Origin of the sequence: Flavobacterium sp. Sr18, assembly GCF_011064265.1 — a bacterium.
Classification (GTDB): Bacteria; Bacteroidota; Bacteroidia; order Flavobacteriales; family Flavobacteriaceae; genus Flavobacterium; species Flavobacterium petrolei.
In genome coordinates this window covers 1481330-1494652 of the sequence record NZ_CP049329.1, presented here as the reverse complement: position 1 = coordinate 1494652, position 13323 = coordinate 1481330, and the positions used below count along the sequence as shown (strand labels likewise).

Annotated in this window: 14 protein-coding genes; 8 read left to right on the top strand and 6 right to left on the bottom strand. The window is 33.9% G+C overall.

Annotation, left to right across the window (positions count from 1 at the left end; translation table 11 throughout):
• Window positions 1-21: 21 nt before the first annotated feature.
• A complete protein-coding gene (locus G7A72_RS06640) occupies window positions 22-663 on the bottom strand; it encodes an O-methyltransferase (RefSeq protein ID WP_113665142.1) in 642 nt (213 codons plus the stop codon).
• 80 nt (window positions 664-743) lie between these two features.
• Between G7A72_RS06640 and rlmN the strand changes: the two genes are divergently transcribed.
• Window positions 744-1787 carry a 23S rRNA (adenine(2503)-C(2))-methyltransferase RlmN gene (gene rlmN, locus G7A72_RS06635; RefSeq protein ID WP_113665143.1) on the top strand — a complete coding sequence of 348 codons (1044 nt, stop codon included), beginning with the start codon at window positions 744-746 and terminating at the stop codon, window positions 1785-1787.
• Window positions 1788-1841: 54 nt separating this feature from the next.
• On the opposite strand, the gene G7A72_RS06630 is transcribed toward rlmN, so the two are convergent.
• Window positions 1842-2711, bottom strand: a complete 870-nt coding sequence (locus tag G7A72_RS06630; RefSeq protein ID WP_165151895.1) for a hypothetical protein — start codon at window positions 2709-2711, stop codon at window positions 1842-1844.
• A gap of 308 nt (window positions 2712-3019) precedes the next feature.
• Between G7A72_RS06630 and G7A72_RS06625 the strand changes: the two genes are divergently transcribed.
• The 5 genes from G7A72_RS06625 to dnaG all read left to right on the top strand — a co-directional run bounded on the left by G7A72_RS06625 (window position 3020) and on the right by dnaG (window position 8666).
• Window positions 3020-3997 (top strand): polyprenyl synthetase family protein, encoded by a 978-nt coding sequence (locus G7A72_RS06625; protein ID WP_165151894.1) that lies wholly within the window; start codon window positions 3020-3022, stop codon window positions 3995-3997.
• A gap of 207 nt (window positions 3998-4204) precedes the next feature.
• Window positions 4205-4765: an RNA polymerase sigma factor gene (locus G7A72_RS06620; protein ID WP_113665146.1), complete on the top strand. Its 561-nt coding sequence runs from the start codon at window positions 4205-4207 to the stop codon at window positions 4763-4765.
• Window positions 4752-5468 (top strand): hypothetical protein, encoded by a 717-nt coding sequence (locus tag G7A72_RS06615; RefSeq protein WP_165151893.1) that lies wholly within the window; start codon window positions 4752-4754, stop codon window positions 5466-5468. The genes G7A72_RS06620 and G7A72_RS06615 overlap by 14 nt, the downstream gene beginning before the upstream one ends.
• Before the next feature lie 32 nt (window positions 5469-5500).
• On the top strand, window positions 5501-6556 hold the full coding sequence (locus G7A72_RS06610; protein WP_165151892.1) for a TolC family protein: 1056 nt from the start codon (window positions 5501-5503) through the stop codon (window positions 6554-6556).
• A 133-nt stretch (window positions 6557-6689) separates the two neighbouring features.
• Window positions 6690-8666, top strand: a complete 1977-nt coding sequence (dnaG, locus tag G7A72_RS06605; protein WP_165151891.1) for a DNA primase — start codon at window positions 6690-6692, stop codon at window positions 8664-8666.
• Here the strand turns inward: dnaG and G7A72_RS06600 are convergent.
• Window positions 8663-9292: a response regulator transcription factor gene (locus G7A72_RS06600; RefSeq protein ID WP_113665157.1), complete on the bottom strand. Its 630-nt coding sequence runs from the start codon at window positions 9290-9292 to the stop codon at window positions 8663-8665. The two genes, dnaG and G7A72_RS06600, sit on opposite strands and share 4 nt — an antisense overlap.
• A 97-nt stretch (window positions 9293-9389) precedes the next feature.
• Entirely contained in the window at window positions 9390-10187 is a 798-nt protein-coding gene (gene nadE / locus G7A72_RS06595) for an NAD(+) synthase (RefSeq protein WP_113665158.1), read from the bottom strand.
• A gap of 100 nt (window positions 10188-10287) precedes the next feature.
• Between nadE and gldB the strand changes: the two genes are divergently transcribed.
• Together gldB and gldC are read left to right on the top strand one after the other, a co-directional pair.
• Entirely contained in the window at window positions 10288-11244 is a 957-nt protein-coding gene (gldB, locus tag G7A72_RS06590; protein ID WP_165151890.1) for a gliding motility lipoprotein GldB, read from the top strand.
• Complete coding sequence (gldC, locus tag G7A72_RS06585) at window positions 11244-11579, top strand: gliding motility protein GldC (protein WP_091165314.1); 336 nt, start codon at window positions 11244-11246, stop codon at window positions 11577-11579. Before gldB ends, gldC begins: the two co-directional genes overlap by 1 nt.
• A 78-nt stretch (window positions 11580-11657) precedes the next feature.
• Here the strand turns inward: gldC and yihA are convergent, their stop codons facing one another.
• A complete protein-coding gene (yihA, locus tag G7A72_RS06580) occupies window positions 11658-12278 on the bottom strand; it encodes a ribosome biogenesis GTP-binding protein YihA/YsxC (RefSeq protein WP_113634788.1) in 621 nt (206 codons plus the stop codon).
• Window positions 12279-12309: 31 nt separating this feature from the next.
• The gene (locus G7A72_RS06575) at window positions 12310-13083 is read right to left on the bottom strand and encodes an alpha/beta fold hydrolase (RefSeq protein ID WP_113665161.1); all 774 of its coding nucleotides are present in this window, start codon (window positions 13081-13083) and stop codon (window positions 12310-12312) included.
• Between the last annotated feature and the right edge of the window lie 240 nt (window positions 13084-13323).

Here is a 13323-nt window from a genome sequence, read left to right as displayed (position 1 = left end):
TTTCGAAATGAACAGTTGATTTTACAACACTCTACTCACCGTCAAACCATCACGAATAGGCAATAAAACGGTTTCTACCCTAGGATCATTTGCCAGCAATTGATTGTATTCCAATAATATTTTTGTGCTCAAATCTTTTGGGTTCAACGGTTCCAGTACTTTACCGCTCCACAAAACATTGTCGGATAATATTATTCCGCCTTTGTTCATTTTTGGAACAATCAATTCAAAATAGTTGAGATAATTCTCTTTATCGGCATCAATGAAAACCAAATCAAATTTTATGTCCAGTGTTGGAATAATGGCAACTGCTTCTCCTAAATGTTGGAAAATTTGTTTTCCCCAGGGGGATTTGTCAAAATGCTTGCGCTGAAAATCAACTAATTCTTCTTTGATGTCAATCGTGTGTAATTGTCCGTTCTCCTGCATACCTTCGCACAAGCACAATGCTGAATATCCGGTATACGTTCCAATTTCCAGAATATTCACAGGTCTAATCAATTTTGACAACATACTCAAAACCCGACCTTGGAAATGCCCGCTCAACATTCGCGGCAACAGAATTTTCTGGTAGGTTTCTTTGTTTAAAGCCGCCAATAAAGGGGGTTCTTTTTCAGAATGTTGCTCGATGTAGTCTTCTAATTCTTGGGAAATGAAATGCATTATTTTAAATTTTTCACAAAATTACAAATAACCAAATTCACAAATAACGAAAACCTCAAAATACTTACTAACTTTGCACCATGGAAATCGATAAAAAAGACATACGAGCCTTATCAAAAGAACAACTGCGTGATTTTTTCGTTGCTAATGACGATAAAGCCTTTCGTGGAAATCAAGTGTATGAATGGTTATGGAGTAAAGGCGCACATAGTTTTGAGGATATGACTAATGTTTCCAAAGGAACACGAACTATGCTGGAAACGCACTTTGTCATCAATCACATCAAAGTGGATACGATGCAGCGCAGTGAGGACGGAACTGTGAAAAATGCGGTTCGTTTACATGATGGTTTGGTGGTCGAGTCAGTTTTGATTCCTACAAATACAAGAACAACAGCTTGTGTTTCGAGTCAAGTAGGTTGTAGTTTAGATTGCAACTTTTGCGCTACAGCACGATTAAAAAGAATGCGTAATTTAGAACCGGCTGAAATCTATGATCAGGTAATTGCCATTGATAAAGAAAGCCGTTTGTATTACAATCATCCGTTATCGAATATTGTTTTCATGGGAATGGGCGAACCGCTTATGAACTATAATAATGTGTTGAAAGCAATCGAAATGATTACTTCTCCGGAAGGTTTAGGAATGTCTCCTAAACGTATTATGGTTTCGACTTCGGGAGTGCCAAAAATGATTAAGAAATTAGCGGATGATGACGTGAAATTCAAACTTGCCGTTTCATTACACTCGGCAATCGATGAAATTCGTTCTCGAATTATGCCGTTTAGTGCTAATTTTCCTTTGGCAGATTTACGCGAATCATTAGAGTATTGGTACCGAAAAACCAAAAGCAAAATCTCGTACGAATATGTCGTTTGGAAAGATATCAATGACAATAAAGCTTCCATAGATGCTTTGGTGAAGTTTTGCAAATACGTTCCCTGCAAAGTGAATCTTATTGAATATAATCCTATTGATGATGGAGAATTTCAACAAGCTTCGGAAGAATCTATAAATGCATACATAAAAGCACTTGAAGCCAGCGGAATCGTGGTGAAAGTTCGTCGTAGCCGCGGAAAAGATATTGACGCTGCTTGCGGGCAACTCGCCAATAAAGAAGCATAAAAAAAAGCATTAAGATATAAAACGTCTTAATGCTTTTTGGTTTAAATACAGCGGCTATTTTTGAAGAGTAATTTCGGTTGTAACGCCATTTATTGTTAGCGTTGCGAGATTGTCGCACACTCCATTTCCAAAATTTAATACTCCCTCAGAATCATTTTTAGTTATAGTAACAACGCCGCTTACTGGAAATGGTAAATTACAAGTCATTACATAACGCAAAGGAGTGGTTATTGTTTTTACTATGATGGTTCCTTCAGGTAAAGTTGTTGTGCTGTTTCCAGTAACCAAAAAAACATTGTCATCCCAGATAAGCGGTGTTCCATTTCCCTCAACGGCTTCTTTAACTTTAGTGCCTGTTCTTGTGTAAATTTTACCGTCATCGAAGGTGATTTTCATATCAACAGTAAAAGTCATTACGGGATGAACCTCCGCTAGTAAGGCCGTGCTTTTCAATTCGTAAGTGATTGTTTTGTTTCCTTGAAGAAGTTTATTGTTGTGATAAAAGTCGACAAAAGTATAGGAAATGGTTCTTATGGGACTGGTAAAATCAGTAGAAAAACTAATGATGATTTTTCCTTTTACCATGTTTCCATTTGGGAGCAAACAACCTGCTGTCCCAAAATCAATTGTTCTAGTCCAAATTCCGTCTGCTAATACTGTTGTTATGGTTGCGCACGTGGGTAAAAAACCTTTTGAAGTGGCACTGGATTTATTGGTTGAATTTTGTTGAGTGGTGTATTGATCCTCGACAATGAATACTACATCATCTATTGCGACATCAATTTTTGATTCATTCGCTACATCCGCTGTTGTGAGGACCGGAGACGGATTAGGATCATTATCATCATTATTGTTATTGGAATCACAACTGATAAAAAAACTTAGCATTATAAATGCCATACCTGATAAAATTTTTGTTTTCATGATATATAATTTTTAATTTATACTAATAATTGAAGGTAATCCAATTGTATTATTTGATTTTATTATATGCTTAAAACAGCGGGGTGATCCTCTAATAATTTTAAAGGTTTTAGAGTTAATAAAACGGTTTCTAACGAATTGGGGAATATTAAGTATTTGTACAGATTTAAAAAACAAAAATTGTTTGTAGGTTATTCAATTTTGCGTTGTCTTTCACATAAAATTAATTAAAAAAATCATTTCAGTTTTAAATTCTATGTTAAAATATATCTTAACTATTTTATTTAAAAGAGTATCTTTGAATTCTAATGAATGTTACTTCACAAATAAAACAGCCTATTTTCGATGAAATGGAACTTTTTGAAAAAAAGTTCTATGAATCGATGACTTCGCAAGTGGCTTTACTCAACAGAATCACGTATTACATCGTCAATAGAAAAGGGAAACAAATGCGTCCTATGTTTGTTTTTCTGACGGCTAAAATGGTTTCTGACGGAATTGTAAATGAACGAACGTATCGTGGAGCGTGTGTTATCGAACTGATTCATACTGCGACTTTGGTTCATGATGATGTAGTGGATGATAGCAACCGCAGAAGAGGTTTTTTCTCTCTAAATGCACTTTGGAAAAATAAAATTGCTGTTTTGGTTGGGGATTATTTATTGTCCAAAGGATTGTTACTTTCTATAGATAATGGAGATTTTGATTTACTCCGAATTATTTCTGTCGCTGTACGCGAAATGAGTGAAGGCGAATTACTTCAAATTGAAAAAGCCCGAAGACTTGACATCACGGAAGATATTTACTATGAAATCATTCGGAAAAAGACAGCGACTCTTATTGCTGCTTGTTGTGCTCTTGGTGCAAAATCCGTTATCGAAGATGAAGTTCAGGTAGAAAACATGCGGAAATTTGGAGAGCTCATCGGAATGGCTTTTCAAATAAAAGATGATTTATTCGATTATACCGATGAAGCTATTGGGAAACCAACCGGGATTGACATCAAAGAACAAAAAATGACACTGCCTCTTATTCACGTCTTGAATACCTGTACTTCAAAAGAGAAAACATGGCTTATCAATTCCATTAAAAACCATAATAAAGATAAAAAACGTGTCAAAGAAGTTATTGCTTTTGTAAAAAACAATAACGGTTTGCTTTACGCAGAACAAAAAATGGTTGAATTTCAGCAAGAAGCACTTTTATTGCTGGATAATTATACAGACTCGGAGTTTAAAGACGCGCTGATTTTGATGGTAAATTATGTAATTGAAAGAAAAAAATAACTTTTTTTTAAAATATTTATCTCTCGTTAACAACTGATTTTATTGAGTTTTTTGTTTTTTTTAATTTTAAAATCAAAAAATTTATTTTTAAGATGCAACCTTTTTGCATTGTCAATCGTCTATGCTAATAGAAGTCAGATTCACTATCAAAAATAAATTGCAATCGCAGGAAAATATTGAAATTGAATTTAGCCATTGAATTTATTTATGAAAGTAATCAACTTACATCAAGAGGAAAATAAATTAATCCTGTTGGCTGTCGAAAATAATCGGCAGGCACAACAGCAGATTTATACCCAGTTTTCTCCAAAAATGTTAAGCGTTTGCCGCCAATATATAAAAGACATTCATCAGGCCGAAGACGTTATGATTACCGCTTTTATGAAAGTGTTTACGAATCTGAAGAATTTTCAACACAAAGGAAGTTTCGAAGGTTGGATTAGAAGAATAATGGTCAACGAATGTATTTCTTTTATCCGAGTTGAGAAAAAGTTGAAATACGTTGAAGACGAAACTTATTTTGAAGAAAGTTTCAATAATACTGAAAGCCAATTCGCAATAGCCGACATTCAATTTTTGATAGACAGTTTGCCAGATGGTTATAAAATGGTTTTCAATTTATATGCTATAGAAGGATTCAAGCATCATGAAATTGCCAGTATGTTAGGGATTAAGGAAGGAACATCAAAATCACAATTGTCACATGCCAGGAAAATGTTGCAAGCACAGCTTAATACCTTAAAAAATTACGAGTATGGAACCGAATAAATTAGAAACACTGTTCAAAGAGCAATTGAATTCTAGGGAGATCAAACCATCAGAAATGGCTTGGAGTAAACTGGATGCAATGCTTACGGCGGCTGACCCTAGCAATAGCGAACAGGCGAAGCAAAAACCAAAAACAAAGTTTCCTTGGTTGTTTATGGCGGCAAGTTTTGTTGGATTTCTATTAATTGGAACAGTTTATTTTGGTCAAAAAGGAAATGCAATTGAATACAAGGAAAATGAGGATGTTATTCAGAATTCAGTTGCTCCAAAAACTACTGTTGTTCCAGAGAGTACTATAAGACTAATGGAGGAGGAGAAAGGCTTGGTCGACAATGTTGTGTCAAAATCAACTTCTGGACCTAACAAAACTCCAGTTTTAGAAAAAAAATCGATAATCGTTAACAAGAATTCAAATCAAAATCAAGTAGCAGAAGTTTCAATCAATAATCAAAAAACAGAACAAAAATTAATCAAATCACAAGCTAGCAATATTACAGTTGACGAACTGTTAGCAGTTGCAAGAAATCCTTCAAAAAAGGAAAATCAATTAAACCAAAAACCAGTTGTACATGTAAATGCAAGTAATTTACTCTCGCAGGTTGATGAAGAATTAGAGCTTTCCTTTCGAGAAAAAGTAATCAGTAAAGTAATCAAGAATTACCAAACGGTAAAAGTAGCTTTAGCCAATCGTAACTTAGAATAAAAATCATCAATCACCTTTAAAATCAAATTACCATGAGAAATTTTACCATTTACTTAGTAGTACTGTTGTGTTTTTTTGCAAGTAAAATGCTTGGGCAGGAAACATTTGAACAACGAGCAAAAACCATTGCTTCAAAAATTGAAGCCATTACAAAAGAAGAAAAAGCTGCGCTGAAAATAGAAGTCGAGGCAGTTAATAATCAATTAATCAACGGTACAATTACAAGAGAAGAAGCGGAGAGTAAAAAGAAATTATTGGCAGAAGCCAGAGCAATCAACATCGAAGCCAGAGTGGCTGTTGAACAAGAAGCATTGAAAAACTTGGTTCAGGAAAAAGTGGATGATAAAATTAGAATAGTGGATACTTTAAAAATCGACAGAAGAAGGTCTATTAAAATCTATCTTAACGATAAAAAAAGTAAAAACGATACGATAGAAAAATTTGAATCAGAAAGGAGAACAACGTCACAATTTGTTTTTGCAGCAGGATTGAATAATGTGGTAACTAATAAAAGTGTCGAAAAATCAGACTTCAGGTATTTAGGTTCTCATTTTTATGAATTAGGTGTTTCTTATAACAGCAGAATTGCAAAAAACAACAATTTGCTTCATGCTAAATACGGCTTGTCGGTCATGTATAATAATCTTCGTCCTACCGATAATCGCAGTTTTGTAATCAATAATAATCAAACTAATCTTGTTGTTAATCCTATTGATGTCAGTGATTCTCGTTTCAGAAATGTATATTTAGTTGCGCCAGTTCATTTAGAATTTGATTTTTCGGGTAAAAAAACGAAAGAGGACAAGCCATTTTTCAGAACGCATGAAAGTGTTCGTTTTGGAATAGGTGGTTATGCAGGAATCAATTTGAAATCAAAGCAAATTATCAAATATGATGACAATGATTTGAAAGCTACTGACAGAACCAAAGGGGATTTTAATACCAGTAATTTTATTTATGGTTTGAGTTCTTATATTGGATATAAATCCACGAGTTTGTACTTGAAATATGATTTGAATCCTTTATTTAAAGACAATACAGTGAAACAAAACAATGTTTCTTTAGGACTGCGTTTTGATTTCAATTAGAAATTGTTTTAGTTAGTTTTATACTTTGAGAAGCACTTCGAAAGAAGTGTTTTTTTTGTTTTTAGATATTGAATTATGAACTTTGATTTGCGTATTTTTGCACACTTTTCAACTATTAAACATTTTATCCAACTTGATTTCAAAAGCCACTATTGATATTGTTTTCGAAACTGCTCGAGTAGAGGAGGTTATCGGTGATTTTGTACAGTTGAAGCGTGCAGGAAGTAATTGGAAAGGACTAAGTCCTTTCTCTGAAGAGCGTTCTCCATCGTTCATGGTTTCGCCGGCAAAGGGAATTTGGAAAGATTTTAGCTCTGGAAAAGGTGGGAACTCCGTTGCATTCTTAATGGAACATTCTCATTTTACCTATCCTGAAGCCATTCGATATTTAGCGAAGAAATACAATATCGAAATTGAAGAAACGGAGCAAACGGACCAGGAGAAGGCCATAACTGATGTTCGGGAAAGTATGTATTTGGTTTCGGAATTTGCAAAAAGCTATTTCCATAATACACTTTTAAACTCTGACGAGGGAAAGGCAATTGGATATTCTTATTTTAAAGAAAGAGGATTTACGAATGAGACTATCAAGAAATTTAGTTTGGGGTATTCGCCTGAAACTTGGGATGCTTTCACTAAAGAAGCCTTAGGAAAAGGATATAAATTAGAGTTTCTAGAAAGTACAGGGCTAACAATTCCCCGCGATGACAGACCATTCGACAGGTTCAAGGGCCGTGTTATGTTTCCTATAGAAAGCATGTCTGGACGAGTATTGGGTTTTGGAGGTCGTATTCTTACCAATGATAAAAAAGCAGCTAAGTACTTGAATTCACCGGAAAGTGAAATTTATCATAAAAGCAAAGTACTTTATGGTATTTTTCAGGCTAAACAATCGATAGCAAAATTAAATAATTGCTATTTAGTTGAAGGATATACGGATGTAATTCAGTTCAGTCAATCCGGTATTGAAAATGTTGTATCTTCCTCAGGAACTGCTTTGACACCAGATCAAATCCGATTAGTCAATAGATTAACAAAGAATATTACCGTTCTTTTTGATGGTGATGCGGCGGGACTGCGCGCTTCCATTAGAGGAATCGATTTGATCTTGGAAGAAGGGATGAATGTAAAAGTATGTACTTTTCCTGATGGGGAAGACCCTGATAGTTTTGCTAAAAAAACATCCCATGATGATTTAGTCTCATATCTTGAAGATAATGCTAAAGATTTCATTCAGTTCAAAGCATCGCTTTTGATGAATGAAGCCAAGAATGATCCAATAAAAAAAGCCGATTTGATTCGGGATATGGTGGTCAGTATTTCGAAAATTCCAGACAGGATTCAGCGCGAAATTTACATTCAGGAATGTTCTCGAATTATGGATATTTCGGAGCAGGTTCTGCAAAGTACGTTAGCGCAATTAGTTCAAAAAGATGTTTCTGAAGTTGGTAAAAAGCAAAAACAGGAACAACAGGCCTTCGAAGTTGTAAAAAATGATAATCCAATAGACGCTCAAAAAGTAGATGTTCTATATCGTTTGGAACGTAAGATCATTGAGATTCTTTTGTTGTACGGAAATAAAGAGGAAGAGTTCGAAGATACATTTTTGAGAACAAACGAGGAAGGGGAAATTGAAACGGTAACCGAGAAGAAAGAATATAAAGTATTCCAACGAATCTATCTGAGTTTACAAGAAGATGAAGTTGAATTAGCAAATCCGTTGTTTCGAGATATATTCAATGATTTAATTAATTACTATCATCATAACGAAAATTTTAGTTTAGAGCAGTATTTAATGCACTTACAAGTTGACTTTGCGCAAGAGGTGACGGATATTTTGATGGAGGATGAACGCGTTATTTTACACGACTGGGTTGGACAGAATATTTTTCCAAAATCAAAAAATGATACAATAGTTCAAGAAGTATCGGAGACTATTTTGACTTTGCGTTGGTACTTAGTGGGTAAAATAATCGAAGAATTAAAAAGCTCTCTATCATCTGAACCGAATTCAGATAATACAGAGCCTTTATCTTTGGTAATGGATTACAATATATTAATCCATTCTTTTTCTAAAAAATTAGGAAGAGTAATGTCTAGATATTACTAAACAATCTCTAATTTTTTAGCTTTGTCTACTAAATCTACCAGATTTGTAACATTTAGTTTGGTTAGTAATCGCAATTTGTAGGTACTAATCGTTTTTTCGTTGAGGTTTAAAATTTCAGCAATTTCATGATTCTTTTTTCCTCCACTTAAATAACGTAAAACTTCTACCTCACGGTTAGAAAGCTTGCGGTATAAACGTTCGCTTTTACTTTGTTTTGCAATCAAGGCTAAGTTTTTCTTCACGGTTTCATTCATGATTATCTTGCCTTGGGAGACTTTGATAATCGAAATACCTAAAGTTTCTAACTTTTCTGATTTATGCACAAAGCCAGATACTCCGGCTTTTATGGCATTTGGCGCATAAATCTGTTCTGAAAGCCCACTAAATATAATAATTTTTGTTTTTGGAAAGTTTTTTAAGATCGCTTTGACCTCAAAAATACTGGAAAGACCTTCCAGTTCCAAATCTAATACTAATACATCAATGTCTTTAGTTTGAAGAATATCCCTTACCATCAAGAAATTGCCGACATTGGCAACTATTGAGATGTCTGCATTATCTTTAAAGTAAGATTTCACTCCAAAATGCACAACAGGATAATTATCGGCTATACATACTTTAATCATAATTTTAAATTTTTAGAATTGTTTGTAATTGGAAATGTAAAATTAATAAATAAATTCTGTAATTAATTGTAAATCAATATAAAATATTACTTCTTTATCATTTTGTGATAAAACATACTGGAATTGCTAGCATTTTATGTTGATTAATATTGTTTAATCGCTTATAAATTTCGAAAACAATTTTTTCTCGTCCTGAAAAGTCTTCCGCTGACTTTCCGGCTTCATTTTCAAGCATTGCCCATTCTAATTCATCATAACTGGCTCCTAATTGATCTTCATCAGTTCTGTCATCACCAAATAATCCGTCTGTTGGAGAAGCTTTTAAAATAGATTCCGGTATTTGTAAATAACGGCCTAATAGATAGACTTCTGATTTCATCAAATCAGCAATTGGACTTAAATCTACTCCGCCGTCACCGTATTTTGTATAAAAACCTACGCCAAAATCTTCTACTTTATTGCCTGTTCCTGCAACTAGTAAACCATGGATTCCTGCAAAGTAATAGAGCGTGGTCATTCTTAATCGTGCTCTTGTATTTGCAAGTGCTAGGTGAACTTTTGCTGTATCTGAATCATCAGGAACTGCTTTTTTAAACGTTTCAAAAACGCCAGTCAAATCAGCTTCAGTGCTGGAAACATTAGGGAATCTTTGTTTTAGCTGTTCAATATGTTCGCGTCCTCTGGTTACATGACTTGGTGCTTGATGAATAGGCATTTCAACACATAAAACTTTTAATCCTGTTTGTGCACATAATGTTGAGGTCACTGCTGAATCTACTCCGCCGGAAATACCTATTACAAATCCATTTACTTTTGCATTTTCAGCATATGTTTTTAACCAGTTTACAATTTGAGTATTTACTTTTTCAACTTGGATTGCACTTTTTTTAGTCATAATAGTTTACGTTTTAAAAAGCAGGAATGTATATTTGCAAAATCATTTCGTCATGCATTCGTTTCCTAGGATTCTTTGGAAACAAATTTAATTAATATATATGAAAAAATATCTGTTTCTTGTAGTCTTTTGTCTCGTTTTTTTTTCTTGTGATAAGAAAACTAAAGTTGAAAGTGCCGTTACAGCAATTCCTTTGGAATTAAAAGTGGTGCGATTTGATAAAATATTTTTTGAAACGCCTCCAAAGGATTTAGAAAAAGTAAAAAAGGAATTCCCATTTTTTTTTCCTGCAGGAAACGATAATAGCGTTTGGTTAAATAAAATGCAAGATCCGATGTGGAGAGAATTATACGCGGAAGTTCAAAAAAAATATGCTGATTTTGAACCTGTCAAATTAGAATTGGAGACACTTTTTAAACATATTAAATATTATTTTCCGCAAACAAAAACGCCAAAAGTAATTACCATAATCTCTGAAATGGATTATAATAATAAAGCTATTTATGCGGATAGTTTAGTGATTGTTTCGCTGGAGCTTTATTTAGGAAAAGGGCACAAGTTTTATCAGTTTCCCAATTATTTAAAGCAAAATTTTGAACAAAGACAAATTGCTCCCGATGTGGTTTCGAGTTTTTCGGCTCGTAAAATCCCTCCTGTTCTAGAGAAAGATTTACTGAGTCAAATGATTTATTACGGAAAGCAATTGTACTTAAAGGACCTACTTTTGCCTGAATACACTGATGCCGAAAAAATGGGATATACACCGGAACAAATAGTATGGTGTCAGGAAAATGAAAGTTATATGTGGCGTTATTTTATTGAAAAAGAAATGCTCTACAGTAACGACCAAAAGTTAATTCCGCGATTTATTAATCCGGCTCCATTTTCTAAGTTTTATTTGGAAATTGATAACGAATCCCCGGGACAAGTTGGAGCTTGGATTGGATGGCAAATGGTCCGTTCCTATATGAAAAACAATGAAGTGCCTGTCGCTGATTTGCTGAAAACAAGTGCAAAAGAAATATTTGTGAAATCAAAATACAAACCCAAAAAGTAATGTCAAATAAAAATACATCAGAAATTAAATTTCTAATTGAGTTAGATGAAAACCGTGTTCCGGAAAAATTAATGTGGTCTGCTAAAGACGGTGGAGTAGAACAGGAAGAGGCAAAAGCAATTATGTTGTCTATTTGGGACAGCAAAGCCAAAGAAAGTATGCGTATTGATTTGTGGACAAAAGATATGCCGGTTGATGAAATGAAAATTTTCTTTCACCAAACTTTAGTGGCAATGTCCGAAACATTCAAACGTGCTACAGATGACGAAAAAATGGCTGATACCATGAAAGATTTCTGTGATTATTTTGCAGAGAAATTAGAGTTAACAAAATAGAGTAGATTTCTCTCTAAAAAAAATCCCAAAACTTACGTTTTTAAGTTTTGGGATTTTTTATGCTTTACTAGGAAGCTTTTAAAACTGGCTGTTGTTCTTAAAAACTTCTTGATTTACTTCATCTATATAAGAAAGTAATTCTTCTTTCCCGGTTGATTCTGTTGCTGACGTTACAAAATAATGAGGCATTTCGGCCCAATTATTGGCGAACATTTTCTTTTTGTACGCTGCGATATGCGAATCGATTTTTACTTTACTTATCTTATCCGCTTTGGTGAAAACGATACAAAAAGGAATTTCACTTTCGCCCATGTAGGACATGAATTCAATATCTATAGTTTGTGCTTCATGACGGATATCAATCAGAACAAAAGCACAAACCAATTGTTCTCTGGTTTCGAAATAATCAGTAATGAATTCCTGAAAAATAGATTTCGTTTTTTTGGAAACTTTGGCATATCCATATCCAGGTAAATCGACTAAGAACCAATTGTTATTAATCAGAAAATGGTTTATCAATTGTGTTTTTCCTGGTCTTCCGGAAGTTTTAGCTAACTTTTTATGATTGGTCAGCATGTTTATCAAGGAAGATTTTCCAACATTTGATCTGCCTATAAAAGCATATTCCGGCAAAAAGTCTTTTGGACATTTGCTTACATCAGAGTTGCTGATAACAAATTCGGCGGTATTAATTTTCATTTTCTCGGGGTGTAAAATTCTACTTTTAGGTTTAATGTACGGCTAAATGAGTATGTGTTAACCACTCTTCTAACAAACGGTTAAACTCATCAGGATGTTCCATCATGGCTGCATGGCCACATTTGTCAATCCAGTATAATGTAGAATTAGGTAATAATTTATGGAATTCTTCTGCTACATCTGGAGGAGTGACTTTGTCATTTTTTCCCCATATGATACAGGTTTGAACATGCATTTTTGGCAAATCTTTTGCCATATTATGACGAATCGCGCTTTTTGCAATTGTCAGTGTTTTTATCAATTTTATTCGGTCATTTACGGACTCGTATACTTCATCAATAAGTTCTTTGGTAGCTACTTTAGGGTCATAAAATACATCTTCGGCTTTTTTCTTGATGTACTCATAATCACCTCTTTTTGGGTAACTGTCACCCATGGCGCTTTCATAAAGTCCTGAGCTGCCTGTGATAACTAGGCCTGCAACTTTTTCAGGATACATTTTAGTGTGGTATAAAGCAATGTGTCCGCCTAAAGAATTTCCTAAAAGTATGACGCGTTCTAAGCCTTTGAATGTGATAAAATCCTTCACATATTTTGCAAAACTTTTTACATTCGTTTTCAAAATATTCTGAGTATAGATCGGTAAGTCTGGAATAATTATCTTGTATCCTCTTGAAGAAAAGTAACTAGCAACAGCGTCAAAGTTGCTGAGTCCTCCCATAAGTCCGTGCAAGATGACAATTGGAGTTCCTTCGCCAGCCTCATAATAGCTGTATCTACCTTCTTTTTTATAGTGTTTTTCCATTTTTTTTGAATCCGGATTTCAATTTTGACAAATATAGGATTTAATATATAAAAATGAATTTTTACAACAATTTTTAATTGTAAAATTATCGGGATTGATAAAAAAATACTATGTTTTTTTTAAAAATTAAAGACGCTTTTTCTGAATATTTCACATTTATTCTTACTATTTAAAATTCACTTTTCCTGGAGTTTGAAACCCTTTTTTATATAACATTATGTTTCTTACAAATAAAACAAA

What these genes read in the sequence shown, in the direction of transcription:
- G7A72_RS06640 (WP_113665142.1), bottom strand. Translation starts at nt 663, where the DNA reads ATGCATTTCATTTCCCAAGAATTAGAAGACTACATCGAGCAACATTCT.
- rlmN (WP_113665143.1), top strand. Translation starts at nt 744, where the DNA reads ATGGAAATCGATAAAAAAGACATACGAGCCTTATCAAAAGAACAACTG.
- G7A72_RS06630 (WP_165151895.1), bottom strand. Translation starts at nt 2,711, where the DNA reads ATGAAAACAAAAATTTTATCAGGTATGGCATTTATAATGCTAAGTTTT.
- G7A72_RS06625 (WP_165151894.1), top strand. Translation starts at nt 3,020, where the DNA reads ATGAATGTTACTTCACAAATAAAACAGCCTATTTTCGATGAAATGGAA.
- G7A72_RS06620 (WP_113665146.1), top strand. Translation starts at nt 4,205, where the DNA reads ATGAAAGTAATCAACTTACATCAAGAGGAAAATAAATTAATCCTGTTG.
- G7A72_RS06615 (WP_165151893.1), top strand. Translation starts at nt 4,752, where the DNA reads ATGGAACCGAATAAATTAGAAACACTGTTCAAAGAGCAATTGAATTCT.
- G7A72_RS06610 (WP_165151892.1), top strand. Translation starts at nt 5,501, where the DNA reads ATGAGAAATTTTACCATTTACTTAGTAGTACTGTTGTGTTTTTTTGCA.
- G7A72_RS06600 (WP_113665157.1), bottom strand. Translation starts at nt 9,292, where the DNA reads ATGATTAAAGTATGTATAGCCGATAATTATCCTGTTGTGCATTTTGGA.
- nadE (WP_113665158.1), bottom strand. Translation starts at nt 10,187, where the DNA reads ATGACTAAAAAAAGTGCAATCCAAGTTGAAAAAGTAAATACTCAAATT.
- gldB (WP_165151890.1), top strand. Translation starts at nt 10,288, where the DNA reads ATGAAAAAATATCTGTTTCTTGTAGTCTTTTGTCTCGTTTTTTTTTCT.
- gldC (WP_091165314.1), top strand. Translation starts at nt 11,244, where the DNA reads ATGTCAAATAAAAATACATCAGAAATTAAATTTCTAATTGAGTTAGAT.
- yihA (WP_113634788.1), bottom strand. Translation starts at nt 12,278, where the DNA reads ATGAAAATTAATACCGCCGAATTTGTTATCAGCAACTCTGATGTAAGC.
- G7A72_RS06575 (WP_113665161.1), bottom strand. Translation starts at nt 13,083, where the DNA reads ATGGAAAAACACTATAAAAAAGAAGGTAGATACAGCTATTATGAGGCT.